21 protein-coding genes and 1 other annotated feature are annotated in these 23,691 nt (G+C 39.7%); of the genes, 18 read left to right on the forward strand and 3 right to left on the reverse strand.

What is annotated here, in order from left to right; genetic code table 11:
• The first annotated feature begins 214 nt into the window (after window positions 1-214).
• The 7 genes from BN988_RS13895 to BN988_RS13930 all read left to right on the forward strand — a co-directional run bounded on the left by BN988_RS13895 (window position 215) and on the right by BN988_RS13930 (window position 9,159).
• Complete coding sequence (locus BN988_RS13895) at window positions 215-2,158, forward strand: efflux RND transporter permease subunit (RefSeq protein ID WP_036577361.1); 1,944 nt, start codon at window positions 215-217, stop codon at window positions 2,156-2,158.
• Window positions 2,159-2,162: 4 nt separating this feature from the next.
• Window positions 2,163-3,968, forward strand: a complete 1,806-nt coding sequence (locus BN988_RS13900) for a methyl-accepting chemotaxis protein (RefSeq protein WP_036577362.1) — start codon at window positions 2,163-2,165, stop codon at window positions 3,966-3,968.
• Between the two features lie 374 nt (window positions 3,969-4,342).
• Window positions 4,343-4,750 (forward strand): NUDIX hydrolase, encoded by a 408-nt coding sequence (locus BN988_RS13905; protein WP_147629723.1) that lies wholly within the window; start codon window positions 4,343-4,345, stop codon window positions 4,748-4,750.
• A 15-nt stretch (window positions 4,751-4,765) separates the two neighbouring features.
• Window positions 4,766-4,990, forward strand: a complete 225-nt coding sequence (locus BN988_RS13910; protein ID WP_147629724.1) for a hypothetical protein — start codon at window positions 4,766-4,768, stop codon at window positions 4,988-4,990.
• Window positions 4,991-5,231: 241 nt separating this feature from the next.
• A complete protein-coding gene (locus tag BN988_RS13920; protein WP_036577366.1) occupies window positions 5,232-6,113 on the forward strand; it encodes an aminoglycoside 6-adenylyltransferase in 882 nt (293 codons plus the stop codon).
• A gap of 140 nt (window positions 6,114-6,253) precedes the next feature.
• Window positions 6,254-6,574 carry an ArsR/SmtB family transcription factor gene (locus BN988_RS13925; RefSeq protein WP_036577367.1) on the forward strand — a complete coding sequence of 107 codons (321 nt, stop codon included), beginning with the start codon at window positions 6,254-6,256 and terminating at the stop codon, window positions 6,572-6,574.
• Between the two features lie 14 nt (window positions 6,575-6,588).
• Complete coding sequence (locus BN988_RS13930; RefSeq protein WP_081779460.1) at window positions 6,589-9,159, forward strand: heavy metal translocating P-type ATPase; 2,571 nt, start codon at window positions 6,589-6,591, stop codon at window positions 9,157-9,159.
• A 125-nt stretch (window positions 9,160-9,284) separates the two neighbouring features.
• On the opposite strand, the gene BN988_RS13935 is transcribed toward BN988_RS13930, so the two are convergent.
• On the reverse strand, window positions 9,285-9,464 hold the full coding sequence (locus BN988_RS13935) for a YjzC family protein (RefSeq protein WP_036577368.1): 180 nt from the start codon (window positions 9,462-9,464) through the stop codon (window positions 9,285-9,287).
• 109 nt (window positions 9,465-9,573) lie between these two features.
• Window positions 9,574-10,443: a LysR family transcriptional regulator gene (locus BN988_RS13940; RefSeq protein ID WP_036577369.1), complete on the reverse strand. Its 870-nt coding sequence runs from the start codon at window positions 10,441-10,443 to the stop codon at window positions 9,574-9,576.
• A 160-nt stretch (window positions 10,444-10,603) separates the two neighbouring features.
• On the opposite strand from BN988_RS13940, the gene mmgD reads away from it, so the two are divergent.
• The 5 genes from mmgD (at window position 10,604) to BN988_RS13965 (ending at window position 16,082) form a co-directional block, all read left to right on the forward strand.
• Entirely contained in the window at window positions 10,604-11,710 is a 1,107-nt protein-coding gene (gene mmgD, locus BN988_RS13945) for a citrate synthase (RefSeq protein WP_036577370.1), read from the forward strand.
• Window positions 11,711-11,731: 21 nt separating this feature from the next.
• On the forward strand, window positions 11,732-13,168 hold the full coding sequence (locus tag BN988_RS13950; protein ID WP_036577371.1) for a bifunctional 2-methylcitrate dehydratase/aconitate hydratase: 1,437 nt from the start codon (window positions 11,732-11,734) through the stop codon (window positions 13,166-13,168).
• A 12-nt stretch (window positions 13,169-13,180) separates the two neighbouring features.
• Window positions 13,181-14,083: a methylisocitrate lyase gene (prpB, locus tag BN988_RS13955; RefSeq protein ID WP_036577372.1), complete on the forward strand. Its 903-nt coding sequence runs from the start codon at window positions 13,181-13,183 to the stop codon at window positions 14,081-14,083.
• A gap of 246 nt (window positions 14,084-14,329) precedes the next feature.
• The gene (locus BN988_RS13960; RefSeq protein ID WP_147629725.1) at window positions 14,330-14,536 is read left to right on the forward strand and encodes a hypothetical protein; all 207 of its coding nucleotides are present in this window, start codon (window positions 14,330-14,332) and stop codon (window positions 14,534-14,536) included.
• Between the two features lie 43 nt (window positions 14,537-14,579).
• Window positions 14,580-16,082 (forward strand): alkaline phosphatase family protein, encoded by a 1,503-nt coding sequence (locus tag BN988_RS13965; protein ID WP_051557953.1) that lies wholly within the window; start codon window positions 14,580-14,582, stop codon window positions 16,080-16,082.
• Between the two features lie 5 nt (window positions 16,083-16,087).
• On the opposite strand, the gene BN988_RS13970 is transcribed toward BN988_RS13965, so the two are convergent.
• Window positions 16,088-16,609, reverse strand: a complete 522-nt coding sequence (locus BN988_RS13970; protein WP_036577374.1) for a hypothetical protein — start codon at window positions 16,607-16,609, stop codon at window positions 16,088-16,090.
• 671 nt (window positions 16,610-17,280) lie between these two features.
• Here BN988_RS13970 and BN988_RS13980 point away from each other — a divergent pair.
• From BN988_RS13980 to argS, 6 genes are all read left to right on the forward strand, one after another.
• Window positions 17,281-17,601, forward strand: a complete 321-nt coding sequence (locus tag BN988_RS13980) for a hypothetical protein (protein ID WP_036577376.1) — start codon at window positions 17,281-17,283, stop codon at window positions 17,599-17,601.
• A gap of 99 nt (window positions 17,602-17,700) precedes the next feature.
• Window positions 17,701-18,957: an ABC transporter permease subunit gene (locus BN988_RS13985; RefSeq protein ID WP_036577377.1), complete on the forward strand. Its 1,257-nt coding sequence runs from the start codon at window positions 17,701-17,703 to the stop codon at window positions 18,955-18,957.
• Between the two features lie 14 nt (window positions 18,958-18,971).
• Window positions 18,972-19,856, forward strand: coding sequence for an ABC transporter ATP-binding protein (locus BN988_RS13990; protein WP_036577378.1), 885 nt, complete (start codon window positions 18,972-18,974; stop codon window positions 19,854-19,856).
• Window positions 19,853-20,974: an ABC transporter permease gene (locus BN988_RS13995; RefSeq protein WP_036577379.1), complete on the forward strand. Its 1,122-nt coding sequence runs from the start codon at window positions 19,853-19,855 to the stop codon at window positions 20,972-20,974. The genes BN988_RS13990 and BN988_RS13995 overlap by 4 nt, the downstream gene beginning before the upstream one ends.
• Window positions 20,975-21,069: 95 nt before the next feature.
• Window positions 21,070-21,531, forward strand: a complete 462-nt coding sequence (locus tag BN988_RS14000) for a GNAT family N-acetyltransferase (RefSeq protein ID WP_036577380.1) — start codon at window positions 21,070-21,072, stop codon at window positions 21,529-21,531.
• Window positions 21,532-21,736: 205 nt separating this feature from the next.
• Window positions 21,737-21,949, forward strand: a binding site (T-box leader).
• Between the two features lie 39 nt (window positions 21,950-21,988).
• On the forward strand, window positions 21,989-23,680 hold the full coding sequence (gene argS, locus BN988_RS14005; protein WP_051557956.1) for an arginine--tRNA ligase: 1,692 nt from the start codon (window positions 21,989-21,991) through the stop codon (window positions 23,678-23,680).
• Window positions 23,681-23,691: the final 11 nt, after the last annotated feature.

A 23,691-nucleotide genomic window follows, 5' to 3' on the forward strand; every position in this document is an offset into this window, starting at 1 on the left:
GGATATTGTACGTAAATTAACATACTGGTTGTTGTTAATCCAACACCGTGTATATTATAATATATAGGATTTCAATAATGGACGCAAGAGAGGGTGAGCTTCAATCGGCTGGACATCACAGATTATTAAACGAAAAAAATCGATTGTTATTACATTTATTATAGTAGCTATACTTAGTGTATTTGCGCAATTTGCAGTATCTGTTAATTATAATATGGTGGATTATTTACCAAAGGATTCGCCATCTACAACCGCAATGGACGTCATGGAAGAGGAATTTGATGGGGCGGTTGCAAATACCCGTGTGATGATGCGGGATGTCAGTATTCAAGAAGCGTTGGCTTTTAAAGAAGAACTTAAAGCAATTGAGGGTGTCTCTGAAGTAACATGGCTGGATGACGCACTTGATGTGAAAACACCAATTGAAATGGCCGACCCGGATACCGTTGAATCCTATTATAAGGATGGAAATGCCTTGTTCTCTTTTCATATTGAGGAAGGCAAGGAAGTGGAAACAACGGATGCCATTTATCAATTAATCGGAGAAGACAATGCGATGTCTGGTGAAGCATTAGATACCGCAACTTCACAGAAGATGACAGGGAAAGAGTCCATGTATGCAGCAGCGTTGCTCATACCGATTATTATTTTAATTTTGGTCCTATCAACCAATTCTTGGGCAGAACCAGCCCTTTTCCTAACAGCTATTGGAATTTCTGTGCTGATTAATCTAGGTACAAATATCTTTCTTGGGGAGATCTCTTTCATAACACAATCGGTTGCGCCAATTTTGCAGCTAGCAGTATCGCTGGATTATGCTATATTTCTACTGCATAGTTTTGCAGATTATCGTAAGACAGAAAATACGCCAGCGAAGGCGATGCAGATGGCTATGAAGCGATCCTTTCCAGCAATCGTGGCAAGTGCCTCTACTACCTTTTTCGGTTTTATTGCACTGACATTTATGGATTTCGAAATCGGAGCAGATTTAGGTGTCAACCTGGTGAAGGGTATTGCACTTAGCTTTATTAGTGTCATGGTATTCTTGCCAGCCTTAACTTTAATGTGCTACCACTGGATTGATAAAACGAAGCACAAACAGTTGCTGCCGAGCATCCGCAATGTTGGGAAAACCTTAATTAAGTTTCGTATACCAGCATTGCTCATTCTATTATTATTAATTGTTCCTGCCTACTTAGGACAGGGGAAAACCGACTTTATGTATGGAATGGGGGAACAACCAGATTCAACAAGGTCTGGAAGTGATTCTATTGCGATAGAACAAGTGTATGATAAGCATACCCCGATGGTTCTGTTAGTTCCAAAGGGAGACATTGCAAAGGAAGAAGAATTGGTTCAAGAAATAAAAGATTTTTCCGAAGTAAAAAGTACTGTATCGTATGTAGATGCAATTAGTCCGGCGATACCGGCTGAATATCTCGATGAATCGGTTACGGAACAATTCTTTTCAGAGAATTACAGTAGGATTATCATAAACTCAGCTATTGATAATGAAGGGGAGGAGACCTTTGCATTCATTGAGCAATTAAAAGCGAAAGCTTCCCAATATTATAGTGATGACTATCATCTATTAGGTGAGAGTGTCACCCTGTATGACATGAAGAATGTGGTGGAAGATGATAATACGGTTGTTAATGTCTTAACAGTAGTGGCAATCGCAATCGTGCTACTTATAACATTCCGTTCTCTTTCCTTCCCAGTCGTACTACTGGTGACAATACAGTCTGCGGTATGGATTAATTTATCTATTCCTTACTTTACAAATATATCACTGGTTTACGTAGGGTATTTGATTATAAGTACAGTGCAATTGGCAGCAACTGTCGATTATGCAATTTTGTTAACGGAAGCCTATAAAGAAAATCGCAAAGAAATGCGTGCATTACCAGCTGTAAGGAAAACCATTGATGAAAAGATATTCTCTATTGGAGTATCTGCATCCATTCTATCAAGTGTAGGATTTATTTTATGGCTGACATCTTCCAATCAGATTGTTGGCTCAATTGGATTATTATTGGGACGTGGAGCATTACTCGCGTTCATTATGGTAGTCCTCGTACTTCCTGCTATGCTAATTGTACTTGATCGTATTATCGAAAAAACAACATGGAAACCAAACTTTTATAAGGGGGAATGATCCATTGCGCAATAAAAAATCTATTCCAGTACTATTGGGCACAATGCTCGTGTTTTCCTCCTTCTCAACAACTGCTTTTGCTGATGAAGTGAAGGAAGAAAAAGCGGGCGATTATACGTCAAAAGATGAAGTGATCTATGGAAATATGGCTGCCAGCGGCCAATTGCAAGATATGTATGTTGTAAATACGTTTCGTGTGACAGACCCAGGAGAGATTGTGGATTATGGTGAATATACCTCTGTTCGTAATTTAAGCAATCTGACTGACATTGTAAAAAACGAAGATACAGTTGAATTTAAAGCTGAAGATAAGGAATTTTATTACCAAGGAAATATGGAGAATAAGGCACTGCCATGGGACATCTCGATCACGTATATACTGGATGGTGAAGAAGTAAAGCCACAGGAGCTAGCTGGACAGAGCGGGACATTAGAAATACAGATTTCTACATCTGCAAATGAAGAGGTGGATCCTGAGTTCTTTGAAAACTATTTGCTACAAATTGCGGTTACTCTAGATCCAGCGAATTTTGATAATATACAGGCACCAGAAGGAACAAAGGCTAATGCAGGGCAAAATAAACAAATTACGTTCTCTGTCATGCCTGATAAGGAAGAAACGTACATTATTTCCTCAGATGTTACCAATTTTGAGATGGATCCGATCGAAATAAATGCTGCGCCATACTCCATGTCGATTGAAAGCCCTGATCTTGGTGGAGTGACAGGTGAAATGCAAGACTTGGCTGATGCTATAAGTGAAATTCATTCCGGTGTTGGTGATCTGAAAAATGGTGTGACTGAACTTGATCAAGGTGCACAAGAATTAGGGGATGGGTCTACTGAATACCGGAATGGGATGGAAGAACTAAATTCTTCTTCCAGTGAATTGGTTAATGGATCAGCAGAGATAAAGAACGCATTAGCCACTATTAATCAAACGGTTCAAGACAGTACAGGAAATTTAGATGTAAGTGCACTTATGGAATTTCCGTCCCACCTACGTGACGTTGCAAATGGCTTGAAAGAATCTGCACGGGCACAAGGGGAATTGGAAAAAGGATACAGCGAAGCTAATCAGCAATTGGAAAAAGCAATGGCTGCTATTCCTTCCTATGAAATTAGTGAAGCGCAGATAAAGGCATTGAATGAAAGCAACGCAGATGAAGAAGTGGTCGGGAAACTAATCGAAACGTACCAAGCTGCAAATACAGCCAAACAAACGTACAATGCTGTGAAAGAAGCATTTAGCGGGGTGTCAGGAGCAATAGAGCAATCGTCGGGCGCTACGCAAGAGATGGCTTCCAACTTAGAAACAATGGCAACAGAGATTGAGAATGCCATGGCTTCTACAGGAGGCTTGGACTCCATTGCTCAAATGCAAGAAGGATTTTCTGTTCTATCTTCTCAGTATCAAACATTCCATAACGGATTGGTAGATTACACAGATGGTGTCGGACAATTGACTTCATCCTACCAGGAGCTAGATGCGGGGATTCAGGAGTTGGGAAATGGAACTTCTGCAACCCGCGATGGTGTAAGTGAGCTACATGACGGTACAAAAGAATTGCAGGAAGCTACTAGTGATCTACCTGGTCAAATTGAAGAGGAAACAGATGACATGATGGAAGAGTTTGCTAACTCGGATTATGAACCTAGCTCCTTTATTTCCGATAAAAATGAAAACGTGGAAGTAGTTCAATTTGTTCTAAAAACGGAAGGGATTGAAATTCCTGAACCGGAAACAAAAGAAGAACCGGAAGAAGAAGAAAAAGGAATCTGGGAAAAATTCTTAGATCTTTTTCGGTAAGTTTTATAAAAGCCTTTTAGCGATCAGCTCAATGATAAAAACCTTCTTGTTAATAAAACGAGGAGGTTTTTATTTTATTTCTAAATTGATATAAATGTATTTTACTGCATTTGAATTACTTAGAAAAGATATAAATAGCTTCTAATAAATTGATTTTTGAAACAATTTATTAGAATAAATGGTAAAATTATAGGTAATATCTTCTGTACTCAGATGGAATACCCAACATTAGTTAATACGTAAGATATTAAGACAACAGTTAATTAAAATAAATTGTACTAAAGTAAGGGCCAAAGATTTTCTAGCAAACAAACTACTTTGCGAAATACATAATTTGCTTAGGTATTGAATCTATTCAAAAGGAGGCTATACAAGTGCAACCACCAAAACATATCGTTTCAGCTGCCACGATCGTACTTAACGAAAAACAAGAGATCCTTCTAATTAAAGGACCTAAAAGAGGGTGGGAGATGCCTGGAGGTCAGGTAGAAGAAGGGGAGTCGCTGAAACAGGCAGCAATAAGAGAAACAATGGAAGAGTCAGGTATAGAGGTAGAAATAACAAGGTTTTGTGGAATGTTTCAAAATGTAGAAAGATCGATTTGCAATACGTTATTTTTGGCGAAGCCGATAGGTGGAAAACCAACGATAAGTCCTGAGAGCTTGAAAGTAGGTTTTTTTCCCATTGAGCAGGCATTAAAAATGGTAACACTGAAAAATTTTAGGCAAAGAATTGAATACTGTTTAGATGAGAAGCTGCAGCCTTTTTGTATTGAATTTTAAAAGAAGTTGGTGATTTTGTTGTCGAATAAAGGAAAATTTTTGCTATGTATGGTTGCTATCATTCTTGCAACCTTCCTCGTTCCAGAGCTCGTTACACGTTATATGCGTGTAGGACAAGAAAGTGTGATGCTGACAACAGATTACGATGTTACATACTTTTCATATGTTTTTAGCGTACAATTAGGGCTCTTTTATCTCGTGTTTCTTTCCTATGTTGTTTTTGTGAAGAAAGATAAATAACTTTTAGAGGTGAACTAGATTGAAAGAATGGTGGAAGAGGAAGAAAGCCAAGACGAGAAGGGCCAGTAAGGATTACCAGCACTATACGAAGTGGGATGTTTTAGTAGATATCCTTATATGGGTTCCGGAATTAATTATCTTACCTTTTAGGATCATTTTTTGGCTAGTTAAGGGACTAGGGAGATTCTTAGATATTACATAAGGTGGTTGGTTAAAAATGTTATGTTAGGGAGGGAACTCATTGCGGAATGAACAAGAAATGATGGAGCTTATATTAGATACAGCTAAGAATGATGCACGAATTCGAGCAGTGTATATGAATGGGTCTAGAACAAATTCGAATGCCCCAAAGGATATCTTTCAAGACTATGATATTGTATATGTTGTGACGGAGACAAACCCGTTTATCAAAGATAAGGCGTGGCTTCAAGCTTTTGGTGAATTACGTATGATGCAAGAACCTGATAAGAACGACTTTGGTAGAGAAGCGGAGAATAACTCTGTTAGTTCGTATGGATTTTTAATGCTTTTTACAGACGGCAACCGAATCGACCTTCGACTTTTAACAAAAGAAAAAATGCTGGAGGAGTATGAAGAAGATAAGCTCACCATCCCCCTGTTAGACAAAGATAATATCTTGCCTTCAATTGCGCAGCCGACTGATGTGGATTATCATGTGCAAAAGCCATCAGAAACTATATATGACGGTTATACAAATAACTTTTGGTGGTGTTCGCAAAATGTTGCAAAAGGTATATGGCGTGATGAACTACCTTACGCTAAACAGATGTTTGAGCTAACAATGAGAGATGCATTAGATAACGTGGTCAGCTGGTGGATTGGCATACAAACAGATTTTCAAGTTTCACCAGGAAAGTTAGGAAAATATTTTAAAGACTATCTACCTGATAGGTATTGGAAAATGTATGAAAAGACATATTCGGATGCAGATTATGAAAATATGTGGGAGTCCATATTTGTTACATGTGAATTATTTAGAGTCCTTGCAAAAGAAGTTGCGGCACATTTTAATTTCATTTATCCAATGGAAGATGACCAAAATATGACGGCTTATTTAAAACAGGTTCGTAACCTACCAGCAGAAGCGAAGGATATATTTTGACTGAAGAAGCATTTACCTAGATGCTTCTTTTTTTATTTGTTTTTTAGGACAAGTATTTAGTTGACACACATATTAGGAACCGGTAATATGATGCTAACAAACATATTAGTATTAGCTAATGTAACGAGGGGGATAATGGAATGTTGCAGGTTGATATCGATACAAAAATGAAGTTTTTACATGGACTTTCTAATAAAACAAGAGTACAAATTCTTGAGAGTATAAAAGAAGATGAAAAGACCGTTTCTCAAATAGTTCAAGACCTTAATGGCAATCAATCAAATATATCCCAGCATCTAACATGTTTAAAAGGCTGTGGGCTAGTTGTAGGGAGACAAGATGGAAAATACGTTTATTACCGTGTGCGTAACCAACTAGTTCGAGATTTATTAACAATGATTGATGTGGTTCTAGAAGATGTGGAAAAGGATGTTGCTTGCTGTGACAGTCACATAGATTAAGGAGTTGAAAATAAATGGCAGACAAATGCTGTGGACCAACTAATAGTGAAGTTGTTCAAGATAAACAAGGTTGCTGCAGTAGTCAACCTAAAGCTGCACCGATAGAAGCAAGCGGTTGCTGTAGTGGGGCATCCAATAATCAGGTGGAAATAACATCTTGCTGTAGTAATGAAAAGGATGAACCAGAATCTCATACACCAAAGAAAGAGGTATCCAATTGTTGCGCTAGCTCTGTTTCTCCAATGGAGGATAGTCCTAAATCGTCTTTAACAGTTGAGTCAATGGAATACAGCGTACAAGGAATGGATTGTCCTTCCTGTGCTTTAACCATTGAAAAAGGGGTACGTAGTCTAGATAAAATTCAAGATGCTAAGGTAAATTATAATACTGCGAAATTAAAAGTAGTAGCAAGCGGGAATGGTTCTCTCGACCAAATAGAAAATACGGTTGAAAAGCTAGGTTACAAGATAGCTCCAGTGCATCAAAATAAGAAGATTAAAACGTATGATGTAGAAGGCATGGACTGTGGAAGTTGTGCTAAAAGTATTGAAAACCACTTCAATCATCATCCTGCTGTTAAAAGTGTAAATGTCCATTTTTCGACTGGTAAAATGAAACTCGAACACGAAAATTCAGTTGAAGATATCGTTTCAGAAGTATCTAAACTCGGTTACCGTGCTACATTGCTTTCGAACAAAGGCCAGCCTGAGGAAACAACGAAAAGAAAGCGCACGTATGGCGGTAAGACTACTCTTTCTGGTTTATTCATAGCATTTGGCTTTATTGGTTCTTTTAGTGGGCTCGCTCCATTTGTATCCACCATTCTTTATGCTGTTGCAATTGTATTAAGTGGTGCTAAACCAGTGAAGAGCGCTTATTTTGCCATAAAAAGCGGTTCATTAGACATGAACGTTTTGATGTCAGCAGCTGCGATCGGAGCCGCAATTATAGGTGAATGGTTTGAAGGGGCAACGGTAGTATGGTTGTTTGCAATCGGTACTGCACTTCAAAATAGGTCTATTGAACAGACAAGGAAATCCATTCGTAATTTAATGGAATTGGCGCCATCAGAGGCTTGGATTAAGGCTGGCTCAGAATTAGTTAAAAAGCCAGTAGATGAGGTAAGAGTTGGTGAGGTAATTGTCATCAAGCCTGGAGATAGAATTCCACTCGACGGTGAAATTATCCAAGGGGAAACGAGTGTTAACCAGGCACCAATCACAGGAGAATCTATTCCAGTTGATAAGATGACTGGTGATACCGTTTATGCAGGTACAATTAATGAAAGTGGCTCACTCGAAGTGAAAGTTACGAAATTAGTTGAGGATACTACTATATCAAAGATTATCCATTTAGTAGAAGAAGCACAGGAGCAGAAAGCACCTACACAAGCATTTATAGATAAGTTTGCTAGCATTTACACCCCTATTGTGTTTCTGATGGCCCTAGCTGTGATCGTTATTCCTCCACTTCTTGGGTTGGGAACATGGGGAGAATGGACGTACAAAGGACTTGCATTATTAGTTGTGGCCTGCCCTTGTGCTCTAGTTATCTCCACACCTGTAGCTATCGTATCTGCCATCGGAAATGCTGCAAAAAATGGTGTACTTATTAAAGGTGGAACATTCTTAGAGAGTGCTGGCGCTATTGAAACAATCGCGTTTGATAAAACAGGAACATTAACAGAGGGGAAACCAAAAGTTTCTGGGATTACGCCAATAACCATATCTGAAGGCGAGCTACTTTCTGTCGCTTTGACATTAGAAGAGTACTCCACACACCCAATAGCGAAAACAATTGTTGGGTATGCGAAAGACAAAGGCTTTCAAGCGAAGGATGGAGAATTATATAAAAGTATTGCTGGTAAAGGTGTCCAAGCAACCATTAATGGAGAAATTTATTTTGCTGGTAATCTAAAATTATTTGAAGAAATGAATATCCCACTTGGTGAAATTAACCCTGAACTAACCGAAATACAGGGTCAGGGAAAAACAGTGGTTATCATAGGTACACAAAAAGAAATACTCGGTGTTATTGCCGTTTCGGATATGATTCGCCCAACGACTGTGAAGGCATTAGATGGCTTGAAACAAGTTGGGATAAACCAAGCCGTCATGCTAACAGGCGATAATGAAGGCACTGCAAAAATGATCTCAAAAGAAGCGAACGTAACGCGTTATTTTGCTGAACTATTACCGGAAGATAAGGTTAAGGCGATTAAACAGTTACAAAGTGAAGGCCATAAAGTTGCAATGGTAGGGGACGGAATTAATGATGCTCCAGCACTAGCGACATCTGACTTAGGAATTGCTATGGGTGGGGCAGGAACTGATACTGCAATGGAAACAGCGGATATCGTGTTAATGGCAGACAATCTGGAAAAATTACCACATACCATTAAGCTAAGTAGAAAAGCATTAGCAATTATTAAACAAAATATCTGGTTTTCGGTAATTGTTAAGCTTATCGCATTTATTTTGGTTTTCCCAGGATGGCTCACGCTTTGGTTAGCCGTATTGAGTGATACAGGGGCAGCTATCATTGTCATCTTAAACGCTCTACGACTTTTAAAAGTTAGGGATTAAATATGCAAGATGATTGTTCGGTATTTTTATATGATTTCGAATGAAGTACACGTTAATCAGCGAAGGAAAATACAATTCAGTCGAAAAAACACCCTCCTGATTTATTACCAGGAGGGTGTTCACTTTTATGCTTTTACCCAATACGCTGCATCATTATCTGAAGGGGAAGGAGGGAATTGTTCTCCTTTTTCGATGTCAATGGTCGTATCATTACTGCTTGATCCGCCATTTACTAGACTATCAACTTTGTACTTACCGCTCTCTGGTGCATTTTCACCTGTTTTATACTTTTCGTTTGTAGCCATCTTATCCACCTCCGTTAGATTTTTAAAAGAATCCTTTATGATTCTACTCTACTGTTACCGGAATTTGTTCCTATTAAACACATAAACTTAAGATAGAAAAAGGACTTTTTTACAATGCCTTCACATCAATCGTTTGAATGAATTGCACAAAGGCTTTTACAATATTTAATTCAAGGGTATCTTCATGATAATACATCCAGGTTTTTCGTGTAATTGGCTTCCCGTCAGGCAAATATAGTGGTTTAATGAAAAGCTCTGGATGTGGACGCACAACTAAATTAGCTAAAATCGCATAGCCCAACCCGTTTATGACCATTTCCTTACACGTCTCGACTTGGTTCACCTGGATATTAATATTTGGTGGTTGCTTGTAATTGTTATACCACCAATGTTCCACAAGAGATCGCATTTTTTCATCTGTATAGTAATCAATTCGCGGTAAGGTTGGAAGATCTTCCATTTGAAACTCCCACGGAGAAGCAATACAGATCTCTTCCTCGTAAAGAAGATCTTTTTGTTCATTCCAAGCATAGTCTCCTTTAATAAAACTAATATGTACATCATGATTGGAAATCAGACGATGCATCTCACTGCTCCATCCTGTCACTACTTGAAATTCTACATCTGGATAACTTTGCTTAAACAATCGGAGGAGCTTCGGCATTTTATTTAGTGCAAAGAAATTGGAAACACCAACTCGAAGTGTTCCTGCCACTTGATTTTTCATGTTGTGTAATTTTTCCTCAATCTTACGCTGCTCATGCAGCATTCTTACGGCATGTTGAGCCAGTTGCTCACCTTCAGGGGTAAACGTGATTCCTCGTTGTTTCCGGTTCATTAGTTGCACGCCGTAATAGTTCTCCATATTTTTTAATCGGGATGTTAAAGTCGGCTGGGAGAGGAATAGCCGTTCTGCTGCCTGCGTAATGTTTTCTGTCTCATACAAGGTCGCGAGCATTTCCCAATCCTGAAATTTCATAACGCTGCCTCCTCCGTGCCATTGAAAAAATCTATGGCTAGTTATCAAAATTATATATTTTTCTTATCTTTCATTCAATTTTATAATAAAATTATAATAAGATAGCGAAGTTTTTGAAATTTCACAGGAAAACTGCACAATTAATGAGGAGGTTAAAAATATGGACACGAAAGAAAAGTATGTTCCTGGCCTTGCAGGGGTGGTTGCTGCAGAAACGGAGATTTCTTTTTTAGACACGGAACAAGAAAAGATTATTATAAGAGGACATGAACTCATTGACCTTTCGCAAAAAAATGATTACCTCGATATGGTGTACCTCCTTTTAGAAGGAAGCCTACCAGATGAAGCAGTGAGAAGTGACCTAAAAGAAAAACTTATGACTCATTATGATATCCCGCAAAATGTATTGAAAGTGCTTGATCTCTTACCAGAAAATACCCATCCAATGGATGCTTTGCGGACAGGTTTGTCAGCGCTTTCAGGATATGATGACGATATAGAGAACCGCTCGGTAGAAGCAAATAAGGAAAGGGCATACCGCCTGCTTGGGAAATTACCTGCGATAACTGTAAACAGTTATCGACTAATTAATGGGCAAAAAGCAGTGCAGCCAGATCAGGATTTATCCTATAGTGCTAATTTCCTTTATATGATAACAGGGGAAAGGCCGGAGCCATGGCAAACGGAAATATTTGATCGTTCCCTACTTTTATATAGTGAGCATGAAATGCCAAATTCAACATTTACCGCAAGAGTTATTGCGTCTACAAACGCTGACCTTTATGGCGCCTTAACTGGAGGTGTTGCTTCCCTGAAAGGAAACCTGCACGGTGGAGCAAATGAAGCGGTCATGTACATGTTGAACGAAGTAAAGTCGGCAGCAGCCTTTGAAGAATTACTTATGAAGAAACTTAGTCAAAAAGAAAAAATAATGGGCTTTGGGCATCGGGTCTACATGAAGAAAATGGATCCAAGGGCGCTCGTCATGAAACAATCCTTAAAAGAGTTATGTGATAAGAAAGGTGATCATACATTACTGGAAATGTGTGAGGCTGGGGAAAAGGTGATGCGTGAGGAAAAGGGACTTTATCCAAATCTGGATTACTATGCCGCACCAGTGTACTGGATGTTAGGGATTCCAATCGGCTTGTATACACCAATTTTCTTTAGTGCCAGAACTGCTGGCTTATCCGCCCACGTGATCGAACAACATCAACATAATCGTTTGTTCCGCCCGCGTGTGAATTATATTGGAAATAGCTACTAATCGAAAAAGGGGAGAAGGCTTTTGCAAACAACGAGTGAACAGAACAAAACAGACGTTTTACTAGAGGAAATTGCGGATTATGTATTGAATAAAGATATTACGAGTACGGAGGCATACAACACGGCACATTATGTGCTACTGGATACACTAGGATGTGGAGTTCTTGCATTAAATTATCCAGAATGTACGAAGCTACTCGGACCAATTGTACCAGGTACTGTCGTGCCTAAAGGGGTAAGAGTACCTGGCACATCTCATGTGTTAGATCCAGTTCAAGGAGCCTTTAATATTGGCGCAATCATTCGCTGGCTTGATTATAACGATACCTGGCTGGCAGCTGAGTGGGGTCATCCATCAGATAATCTGGGTGGAATATTGGCGGTCGCGGATTATGTTAGTCAGGAAAGACTAGCAAAAGGCCAAGCGCCATTAAAAGTTCAGGACGTACTAGAAATGATGATTAAAGCACATGAAATTCAAGGTGTACTCGCGCTTGAAAATAGCCTGAATCGTGTGGGGCTTGACCATGTATTGTATGTCAAAATTGCCACCACAGCAGTTGTTACAAAAATGCTTGGTGGTGGCCGTGACGAAATTGTAAATGCCTTATCAAATGCTTGGCTGGATAATTCAAGCTTGCGGACGTATCGTCATGCACCAAATACAGGCTCGCGAAAATCCTGGGCTGCTGGTGATGCGACTAGTCGCGGTGTACGTCTTGCGATGATGGCAATAAAAGGTGAAATGGGCTATCAAACCGCACTTAGTGCTCCAGGCTGGGGATTCCAGGATGTATTGTTCAATAAGCAGGAACTAAAAATAAAGCAGCCTCTTGATAGCTATGTGATGGAAAATGTGCTCTTTAAAGTGTCCTATCCTGCAGAGTTCCATGCACAGACAGCTGCAGAAGCGGCCGTACAGCTTTATCCGGAAGTGAAGGGTCGTTGGGACGAAATTGATCAAATTACCATCTCTACTCATGAATCTGCAATTCGTATCATTGATAAAAAAGGACCTTTGCACAACCCGGCAGATCGCGATCATTGCTTGCAATACATTACAGCAATCGGACTTTTAAATGGAAACATTGTGGCAGAGGATTACGAAGATGAAGCTGCCGCAAATCCACTCGTTGATAAATTAAGAGATAAGATGGTTGTGACAGAAAACAAAGCATACACCGAGGACTATTTGGATCCAGAAAAAAGGTCGATTGCGAATGCTGTACAGGTTCACTTTAAAGATGGTACATCAACAGAGAGTGTAGCTTGTGAATATCCACTTGGACACCGTTTCCGCCGGGAAGAAGCGATACCGAAAGTATTAGAAAAATATGCAGCAAACTTGGCTACACAATATTCAAGAAAACAATTAGAGCAAATTGAAGCGGTAAGCTACAAGTACGAAACACTTGCAGACATGAACGTGAATGAATTTATGGAGCTTTTCGTTAAATAGGAGGAATGTACGATGGCGTGGATTGTAGACGAAGCTATACCACAGCAGAAGCTAGCCGAGCAATTTAAGGAATTGATTCAACAGGAAACCATCTTGCAAATTCCCGGTGCCCATGATGCCATGGCAGCACTTGTTGCCAAAAAGGCAGGATTTTCCGCACTATATTTATCTGGTGGCGCTTATACCGCAAGCAAGGGGCTGCCAGATTTAGGAATGGTCACATCAACTGAAATGGCCGATAGGGCACGTGATCTCATTCGTGCAACGAACCTTCCTGTGTTGGTTGATATTGACACAGGATTTGGCGGGGTACTTAATGTCACACGTACTGCAAGGGAAATGGTAGAAGCAAACGTAGCTGCCGTACAAATTGAGGACCAACAGCTTCCAAAAAAATGTGGACATTTGAATGGAAAACAACTTGTAACGACAGAGGAAATGGCACAGAAAATCCAGGCAATAAAGAAAGCAGCACCTTCTCTTGTTATTGTCGCTAGAACGGACGCCAGAGCCGATGAAGGCATGGAGGCTACAATAGCGCGCGCCTTAGCATATGTAGAGGCAGGAGCAGATGCTATCTTCCCAGAGGCCCTACAGTCAGATGAAGAATTCCGCCTCTTTGCCGAGAAAGTGGATGTCCCATTATTAGCCAATATGACCGAGTTTGGTAAGACACCATACATATCCGCAGAAGCCTTCCAGGATATGGGCTTTAAGATGGTGATTTATCCAGTTACCTCGTTACGCGTAGCGGCAAAGGCATATGAACGGATTTTCCAGTTAATAAAAGAGGAAGGGACACAAAAGGAAGGTGTCTCAGATATGCAAACAAGAAAAGAGCTATACGAAACAATTTCCTATCATGATTTCGAAGAGTTAGACCAGAACATCGCCAAGACGGTGCTGGATAAATAGGTGGAATTGAAACTCCTTTAGCAAGGTGAGTGTATCTTGCTAGGGGAGTTTTGTTTTGTTGAAATCTGCTTTGTTGTAGGGGGCTTTTGGAGAGTCGCGTCAGAATAAGGGGGAGTCGCGTCGGAATGAGGAGAAGTCGCGTCAGAATGAGGGGGAGTCGCGTCGGAATGAGGAGAAGTCGCGTCGGAAAGAGAGGGGGTCGCGTCAGATCCAGACAGCCACAAAGTGAAACCAGAGTACCACAAAGTGAAACCAGAGGCCCGCAAAGTGAAACCAGAGTACTACAAAGTGAAACCAGAGGCCCGCAAAGTGAAACCAGAGCACCGCAAAGTGAAACCAAAGCACCGCAAAGTGAAACCAGAGGCCCACAAAGTGAAACCAGAGCACCACAAAGTGAAACCAACACACCTTAAACCGAATCTCTATACGGATTGTTTCATCATGCCTAGTTAAACTAGGGCTAGTTAAACATTGTATAGAGAGGAAGAATAGCAAAATGCCCCAATACAAAAAGCCGGAAAAGCCAGTAATACTGTTAAACATAGATTCATTAATGTCCTATCCACTTGAGATGGCGGTCCAAACAGGACGTGCTCCAGCATTAAAGTTCCTAATGGAAAATGGTACCTATTTTCCTGAGATGGTCAGCTCGTATCCGACCATGTCCGTTACCATTGATAGTAGCCTTTTAACTGGCACCTACCCTGATCAACATCGTATTCCGGGATTGAATTGGTTTGATACGAATAAAAGGCAATTTGTTAACTATGGAACAGGTGTTAGAGAGACTTTTCGAATTGGAATGCGTAAATCTATACATAACATGCTCTACCGACTAAATAATGAGCATATGAGTACAGGAGTAACCACCATTTACGAAGACCTTGCAAAAGAAGGGGTGTCCTCAGCGTCTATTAATTCGTTTGTCTATCGAGGAAATACGCCTAAAAGGTTGAAGGCGCCTCTGTTACTGCGCAGATTAACGCGTTTTGAAAAAGGGACTTGGGTTAGTCAGACGACGCCTGTTTTTTCCTTGGGTGTCTTTTCGAAAATTAGGAGATGGGGTTTTCCTACACAGCTAGCTGCAGGGAATCACAAATTTACGGCACGGGATCTGCGCCATTTAATTCGCACGAATAAACTTCCGGGCTTTACCTTTTGTATATTTCAGGACTTGGACGCTCGGATTCATTTTAGAGGGCCCATGGATATAAAAGGAATTACAAAAATTGACCGTGAAATACAAAAGACATTAAACCTATACTCAAGCTGGGAAGACGCTCTAAAAAAGAATATCTGGCTTGTAATTGGTGATAATGGCCACGCTCCTTCTGGGATGAGTTACAAGCAAGTTGTAATAGATTTACGGAAATCACTTCTTAATTATCGGATTGCAAAGATTCAGCAGCCTGTTCACAAAAAAGATCAACTCGTTTTTAGTGTGAATCAACGTATGGCTTATATTTACGTGCTAGATGAGAAGCTACCATTGTCACCATTAATAGAGCACCTTAAAGCGGATAAGCGAATTGATGTGATCGCATGGAAGGATCAAAACCACATTTATGTAGAATCTGGAATAGTAGAAGGACGTATAACCTTTTCTCCAGGTGGAAGCACACAAGATATTTATGGTCAAAGCTGGCATATTGAAGGAGATCTTGAAGTGCTTGATTTAAAAAGGACCGATGGAGACAGACTTGCATTTGGTAAGTTTCCAGATGCTTTATCCAGGTTGTACGGTGCCCTTCATTCCCAATCGGGTCGGTTTATTGTGGTAAATGCCAAGCCAGGATGTGAATTCAAGGCCCAGTCGACACCATTTCATTTGGCTGGGGCAGCGCACGGCTCCTTGCATAAACAGGAGTCGCTCGTACCGTTAATTATTGCAGGTTCAACAGCCAAGCCCATTTATCCACGATTTGTAGATCTAAAGGCGTTTATTTTTCAATTAATAATGAATCAATTCCACTCTGAAAAGGACGAGCCAAAATTATGAGGATATTATTCTTCACGAACTAATATAGCAAAAGCATAAATGGCTTTTCCTATCAGTTCGCCATCCCATTCTGTAGTAATGTTATAGTAGTATTTTCCTTCTTCAGTGGGTGCAGTCATGCTACTGTTTTCTACATTAACGTCTGTTTCTTCTTCTCCACTGGTATCGATTTGAACGATGCTCACAACTGGGGTGTATATTTCATCAGGGGCTTTGGCTTCGCTTGTAGAGAAGGTGAATTCAACTTTCTCTCCAGGTTTAACGCGAAGTGGTGTTTCACCCAACAACAATTCATCTGGAGGATCAGGAGTGAGCGAACAGTTTTCTTCCCAACAATGAGTATCTCGCATGGCCGCAGTTGAACTAGCACCAGCACTTATATCTATATAAGGAGGACTGACTTGTTCACTTCCCACTCCCGTAGAAGGTGAAGAGGTATCTTCTTTAGCAGGCTTTACCTCCTCATTAGAACAGCCTGTGAAAATAAGTAAAATGGTAATAAGTATGAAAGCAAATAGTAATTTCATAATGTTCCCCCTATGAAAAATTTATTATGAGATACTAGCGGTCAGCTGCCAGCAAGAAATGCTAGTTTTCCTTAACTAACAAGGAATGTACATAGACCGCGGTACCTTTTAGTTCTTCATTCCATTCAGCGTGCTCGTGTAATAACACCTTCCTGGTTCTTTCGGTGCGAAAAAACTATCATCCTCAACCAATACTTTGGTTGTCTCATCATCGTTTGTTTTACTTAGTGAAATAGTTATCAGGGTTACTTCTTCAGATGATGAAGGGTCGCTGGAAACCTTTCTCCGGGCTTACCAAGTAGGGAACCCATCGTAACAACTTGTCTGAAGGTTCAGGCTCAAAAGTGCAAGTTTCTTCCCAGCAAAAAGCATCTAGTATCCCATCCACGGAACCAGAAGAATTTTCTAACCCAATTGAGTTGTGCATTTGTCTCTTGCGTAGTAGTTGGAGGTTCTTTTTTAACTGTATCTTGCGTTTCATTTGAACAGCCTGTAAACAGGATTGCTATAAATACAATTAAAATACTGACACTGCTCCTCATATCATCCCACTCTTCAATATGTTATGGCTTACATTCCAAATATATCATAAATTTGTAATTTTTTTAATACTTTAAGAGGTATTGAAGTAGGAATGTCGAAGTTTTATATAGAGAGAAGGGGGTGATTAGATGAAGAAAAAATTAGGAATGTTTGGTGCCATTGGTTTAGCGCTTATATTAAACTTTGGAGCTCCTGTACAATCTAATGCTGCGACTAGTGATAGCGGGGAAGAAGTACTTGCACAATCAAAAACGATTTATCATACGGTATATCTAAATGGCAATGTAACGCCTAGTTCAACATATTATTATAATAGTGGTGGTTGGAAAGGGACACTCTCTAGAACGGGATATCAGTATGACGGCACAAGAACTATTGCTAGGTACTATGGTACAGTTTCATGCTCAGGGCCATGTGCACTTACATCTTTAAAAACAGCAGACAAATAGCGAGGAATGTAGGGGAAACAATATACAAGCGTTTCCCCTATTCTCACCGTTAACGCTAATACAGAAACAGCCATATATAAATTAAAAGCAGGTGGTATATTGTTAACCATTATCCGTTTTGAATTGAAAAAAATGGCAAAGTCAAACTTCTATCGAGCCCTACTAATTGGCTGCCTCATCTTTATACTTAGCTATTATATATATGTTCACATACATACGATGCATACAGATGATTTAATCTTAGAAAATGAAGCTGATATCTCTATGATTCAAAGTGAGATTAATAGTGTTGAGGATTCCATCGAGGCAGGGGAATTGGAAGCAGAAGATAAAGAAACTTCTGACCGCCTTGAAGACTTAAAAAGAACCATAAGATCTGAACAAGAAGAAATAAAACTTTTTGAAAGTGGGGAATGGACTCCACTATTAAATAAGGAAATCGAGCAATATGAACAGCATGTCGAAAACCGCATTTTCCGTGATGAGTATTACTCTGCTGCATGGCCCACGCTTGTTACAGAAGAAAGCAAATTGGAGTATCACAAGTGGCTAAGAGATAAAGAAATTACTCCTGTTTACCCGATCCATTTTTTGTCTTGGGTGACACTATATGATCAAGTGTACGAGCCTCCTGACATTGAAGAGTCAATAAAAAAACTTAGTACGAAGTATTCTTCTACCGGCATTTACTTCACTAATCATGTGTTTACATTCGTATTTAACATTTTAGGTGCATGTTTTTTTCTCTTTCTTTTTGGTGACATGGTCACAAAAGAAGGGCTTGGCAAAAATGGATCAATCCAGCTATTGCGGACCCAACCGATACGCCGTTCTAAGATATATATAGGGAAATTTTTAACAATGCTTTTGATAACATTCCTTTTACTACTCGGCACTGTATTGCTGTCATTCATACTCGGTACAATATTTGACCGATTCGGTGATTGGGACTATCCCGTTTTAATTTATGGAGAGGAATTCTCCTTTAACTTTATGAATATGGGAACAGTCTTACTTCAATCTGCTAGTCTCTTTTTCTTGGTGTTGATCTTTTGCTATTCCATTTTATTTTTCTTTTCCATTATCACAAAAAAAGCCTTAGTAGCAATTGGTTTAACGATCGCCATATTGTTTGCGGGGATAGGATTAAGTGCGGATTCAGTGACGTCCATGATTGCTCCTTATATTCCCTTCCACTATTTTTCTGTCAGAGAAGTAATTACAAATGAACTGGCGCTAACGTTAGAGAATAGCAGTTTTTCATTTAAGCAAGGTATGATCGTACTCGCGGTTTCCAGTCTGCTTTTATGGCTGATGACCTATGTTGTTACTATTTTACAGAAGCGGTTTTCATAAGAGGGGAGAAGAACATGATTGTAAATGTAGAAAACCTTAAAAAACGTTACAAAAAACAGCTTGTGCTTAAAGGCATCAACATAAAAATTGAATCGCCACAGATCATCGCCCTAGTCGGTCCAAATGGTTCGGGCAAAACAACGTTATTAAACTGTATGACAAACCTTCTTACAGTGAATGAGGGTAGTATTGAACTCTTAGGGAAAAGCCACAAAGATAGTTCGCTATTTTATGATGTATCTTATCTGCAGGATAATCGAATTTTGTATGGCGATTTAACGGGCTATGACCATTTGAAGTTTATTTGTCAGGCGCAACATATTGATCAAAGTAAAATTAAAGAAGTAGTCGAGCGTGTAGGAATGGGATCCTACTTAAAAAAACGGGTACGAAATTATTCGCTTGGGATGAAACAGCATCTATTACTTGCGATGGTTATTATTAATGAACCGAAGCTTTTACTGATGGATGAACCATTAAATGGGCTGGATCCTACAAGTGCAATAAACATGCGTAATATTTTATTAGAGCTTGCTGAGATTGGGACAACGATTATCGTATCCTCCCATAACTTAGATGAAATCGATAGACTTACCAATACCATTTATTTTATGAAGGACGGAGCGTTGCTTAAGGAATCACTCACAGACCTTCATCTAAATCAATATGAAGTATCTGTTAGCAATACGGATAAAGCAGTAGAGGTTCTTAATGCCAAAGGGATTCCTTATAGTCTGGCAGAAAAGGGTGTACTACGTTTTGAAGAATCAGATGTATCCCTGCAACAATTTATTGATTGTTTAAATGAGAATCAAATTGAGATAATTTCCATTGAAAATCAAAAGGTTGGAGCAGAAAAGAGATACAGGGAACTTTTTGAAGGGGAAGCTTCCGTATGAAACTACTCTCTTTTGAATTGAAAAAAATAATCTTTAGTAGAAAATTCCTTTTCTTGCTCCTACTGGTTTTCATAGGAATTAGCTTTTTGTTTATTCGCAATCTCGTTTTTCAAGAGCAAATAGTGAAAGAAGAACAAAAAGAGTTGGAAGAATTACTGCAGGCTAACTACAATAATGCGGGTTTGCATATAGCGGAATTGGAAGTAGATCCTGAGAATGAAGAGCAGCAGAAATTACAGCGAATAAATAGTTCCATGATAAATAAGTTATATGAGGTAAGAAACCTCATCAATACAGACGAATGGAAACAGCAACTGAACTTGGAAAACCAATACTATAATGAACTGACTAGCTATGTGGAGGCAGGGGGAGAAACAACCATTCCAATAAAGGAAATCAATTATCGAACTGCCATGAATCAAAAATTGGTAGATGAAGATATCATGCCACAGCACGACCGTTATAGCACAGCGCTACCCAACTTTTTAAAACAAATTTTGACCCTCTTTATAAATGCTGGTGCAATCATTCTCATGCTATTGATTATTGGGGACACGTTATCAGGGGAGTTTGAAAATCGTTCTGTGAATCTACTGTTTACCCAACCATTAGAAAAACACCAAATTATAACGAGCAAATTTGCAAGTGCTATCATTACTTATCTGCTAGCAATGGTGGGGATCGTTGGCTTTACCTTCCTAATAGGATTTTTCTTTGGAGATAAGGGAACGTTTAATTACCCTGTCATCTTTGAGAAAAATGGGGGGATACAATTCCTTACTGTCAAAACGTATATGCTTCAAGGGCTTGCCCTTATCTCTACCACTATTATTCTAGTAATCACTCTCTGCTTCCTGTTTAGCCTCCTAATCAAGCAGACATTGGCTACTCTATTTGCAGTTCTCGTTACACTGTTAGGAGGATTTGCTTTATGGTGGCTTTTACCTTCTGGGGTTATGGCCTGGCTCAATCCGTTCCGCCAAGTTTACCCAGATAATGTACTTCTTCTACAAATTGAGGCACCATGGTACCAAAGTTTTCCAGCAGTTTTTCTCCTGGCGTTTCTCCTGCTTGGTTGGAGCATGCATATGTTCAAATCTAGCAAACAAGAAGGATGAGGTATCATCCTTACTTATTGACTTTGATTATGAATCGGTATTATGCGGAGAATAGATAGCGGGGTATGATAAAAGAAAAACAGGTAGGGGTGACAATGGACACAACCGTGCGTTTTCGTATAGCTAGGGAAGAGGATGTAAGCGAGATTGTGCAAATGCTTGCAGATGATGAGCTTGGGAGAAAGCGAGAGCGTTATGAACAGCCACTACCTTCATGCTACTTGGAGGCTTTCCAGGCAATTGATCAGGATCATAACAATGAATTAGTCGTCGCGGTAAAAAGTGAAGAAGTTATCGGGGTTCTCCAGCTCACCTATATTCCGTATTTAACCTATCAAGGTGGGTGGAGAGCTTTAATTGAGAGTGTTAGAGTACATTCAAGGGCACGTGGGAGCGGAATTGGGGAGCAGCTAATGACATGGGCTATCCAATGGGCAAAGGAAAAAGGATGTCATGTGGTGCAGCTAACTACAGATAAACAACGGCCAGACGCACTTCGATTTTATAAAAAGTTAGGCTTTGTAGATTCCCATGAAGGCATGAAATATCATTTGTAGAGTTGACATGGAGTGTGATTTCAGCTATGATTACAAAAATTATAAGTGTGTGATCAAAAAGGAGGATGAAAAGGACCGAGAAGTTCGAGGCGGTGTAGCTTTGAGTACCGGAACGTATGCAATTAATACGTGAGGAACGGAAAAGCAAGCCAACGAAGAAATTCGATGTGTCATTTTTACCGGACTTTTTGAACAACCTCTATAAGTGAATTCTGTGAAGAAGAGAGTAATTATCACAGGTTCTTAAGCGAGTTAGGGATTTGGTGTGAGCCTAACAGAACAGTGATAATGAAGCGGACTTCTGAGGAGCAGCCTGAACGAGTGCTAGTAGGGTGTGCCGGTTGATGAACGTTAATCATTTCAAGCTTGGTTCAATTTGAACAAAAAGAGTGGTACCGCGGGTAATCTCGTCTCTATATAGAGGCGGGATTTTTTATATTGAAAAGGAGATGATGGGTTGAAGGGTAAACAGTTATTTGCTAAGAAAATAGCGGAAAGTACAGTAGGGGTATTAACAGAGGATGAAGTATTAAAGAGAATAGAGTTACCTAAGTATCAGGAACAAGGAGATCTTGCTTTCCCATGTTTTGAACTGGCAAAGGTATACAAGAAGAATCCAGCTTCTATTGCAACGGAATTAGCAACTAAAACAAAAAGTTCTTATTTTAGTAAAGTCGTCTCTGAAGGGCCCTATGTAAATTGTTTTTTAAATAAGAAACACGTTAGTAAGGAAGTATTAGCGGAGATTCTAACGAAAAAAGAAGCATATGGGTCACTGACTATAGGGCAAGGAGAAAAGGTAACTATAGACTTCTCTTCTCCCAATATTGCAAAGCCCTTTTCAATGGGCCACCTACGCTCCACAGTAATAGGAAACGCTTATGCCAATATATTAGAAAAATGCGGTTACAAGGCAATACGTATTAATCATTTAGGGGATTGGGGTACACAGTTTGGAAAACTCATTACTGCTTACCATCGTTGGGGGAATGAGCAGATTGTACGCCAAGATCCTATTAAGGAACTATTAAAGCTTTATGTTCGTTTTCATGAGGAAGCGGAAGTGGACTCAATGCTGGAAGTGGAAGGACGTCTCTGGTTTCGTAAACTAGAACAAGGGGATAAAAAAGCGTTGGAATTATGGCAGTGGTTTAGAGAAGTCTCCTTGGAAGAATTTAAAGGGATTTATAAGCTTTTAAACGTAACCTTTGATTCATACAATGGGGAAGCGTTTTACAATGATAAAATGGAGGATACGATTCAGTTACTAAAGGGAGAGAGGTTGCTTTCTACTTCTCAGGGTGCAGAAGTTGTTACCTTGGAGGAGCATAATTTACCTCCTTGTCTTATTCAAAAGTCGGATGGGGCAACACTCTATGCGACAAGAGATTTGACTGCGGCCATCTACCGACATAAAAAGTACCAGTTTGCCAAATCAGTCTATGTTGTTGGACAGGAGCAAAGCCTTCATTTTCAGCAAATTTTTCTGGTATTAAGAAAACTGGGATTTAATTGGGCAAGTCAGCTAGAGCATCTACCTTTCGGGTTTATTTTGCAAAACGGTAAAAAGATGTCAACAAGAAAGGGAAAGGTCGTCCTCTTAGAGAATGTATTAAGAGAAGCGATTGCGATGGCAGAAAAAAGCATAGAAGAAAAGAATCCTACTTTGCAAAACAAATCTAAAGTCGCCCACGATGTTGGAATTGGGGCAATCATTTTTCAAGACTTAAAAACAGAGCCACAGCATTCTGTTGAATTTTCCCTTGAGACCATGTTGCGATTTGAAGGTGCGACCGGTTCATATGTGCAGTATACGCATGCAAGAGCCTGTTCCATTCTAAGAAAATCGAATCGTTATAAGGGCAATGAAAGCCTTGATGGGTTGGCAGATGAGCCTAGTTGGTCTGTAGTGAAAAAGCTGATGGATTTCTCATCTAAAGTTCAAGAAAGCTATGAACAGGCAAAGCCTTCTGAGATTGCAACTTACCTTCTCTCGTTATGCCGAGAATTTAATAAATACTATGCCCACTGCAAAATTCTACATGAGGATAACAAATTAGCAAGTCGATTGGCCTTGGTCGAATGTGCTGCCATTGTCATAAAAGAGGGACTACGCCTGCTTGGAATGCAAGCTCCAAGCGAAATGTAAAACGACAAGAA

The sequence above is a fragment of the Oceanobacillus picturae genome (genome assembly GCF_000612865.1).
Taxonomy (GTDB): domain Bacteria; phylum Bacillota; class Bacilli; order Bacillales; family Amphibacillaceae; genus Oceanobacillus_B; species Oceanobacillus_B jordanicus.

Bases quoted from the DNA above. Each gene is read 5' to 3' on its own strand.
- BN988_RS13990 (WP_036577378.1), top strand. From the start codon at position 18,972: ATGATTGTAAATGTAGAAAACCTTAAAAAACGTTACAAAAAACAGCTT.
- BN988_RS13965 (WP_051557953.1), top strand. From the start codon at position 14,580: ATGCCCCAATACAAAAAGCCGGAAAAGCCAGTAATACTGTTAAACATA.
- BN988_RS13925 (WP_036577367.1), top strand. From the start codon at position 6,254: ATGTTGCAGGTTGATATCGATACAAAAATGAAGTTTTTACATGGACTT.
- BN988_RS14000 (WP_036577380.1), top strand. From the start codon at position 21,070: ATGGACACAACCGTGCGTTTTCGTATAGCTAGGGAAGAGGATGTAAGC.
- BN988_RS13980 (WP_036577376.1), top strand. From the start codon at position 17,281: ATGAAGAAAAAATTAGGAATGTTTGGTGCCATTGGTTTAGCGCTTATA.
- BN988_RS13895 (WP_036577361.1), top strand. From the start codon at position 215: ATGGTGGATTATTTACCAAAGGATTCGCCATCTACAACCGCAATGGAC.
- BN988_RS13935 (WP_036577368.1), bottom strand. From the start codon at position 9,464: ATGGCTACAAACGAAAAGTATAAAACAGGTGAAAATGCACCAGAGAGC.
- mmgD (WP_036577370.1), top strand. From the start codon at position 10,604: ATGGACACGAAAGAAAAGTATGTTCCTGGCCTTGCAGGGGTGGTTGCT.
- BN988_RS13995 (WP_036577379.1), top strand. From the start codon at position 19,853: ATGAAACTACTCTCTTTTGAATTGAAAAAAATAATCTTTAGTAGAAAA.
- BN988_RS13970 (WP_036577374.1), bottom strand. From the start codon at position 16,609: ATGAAATTACTATTTGCTTTCATACTTATTACCATTTTACTTATTTTC.
- BN988_RS13930 (WP_081779460.1), top strand. From the start codon at position 6,589: ATGGCAGACAAATGCTGTGGACCAACTAATAGTGAAGTTGTTCAAGAT.
- prpB (WP_036577372.1), top strand. From the start codon at position 13,181: ATGGCGTGGATTGTAGACGAAGCTATACCACAGCAGAAGCTAGCCGAG.
- BN988_RS13940 (WP_036577369.1), bottom strand. From the start codon at position 10,443: ATGAAATTTCAGGATTGGGAAATGCTCGCGACCTTGTATGAGACAGAA.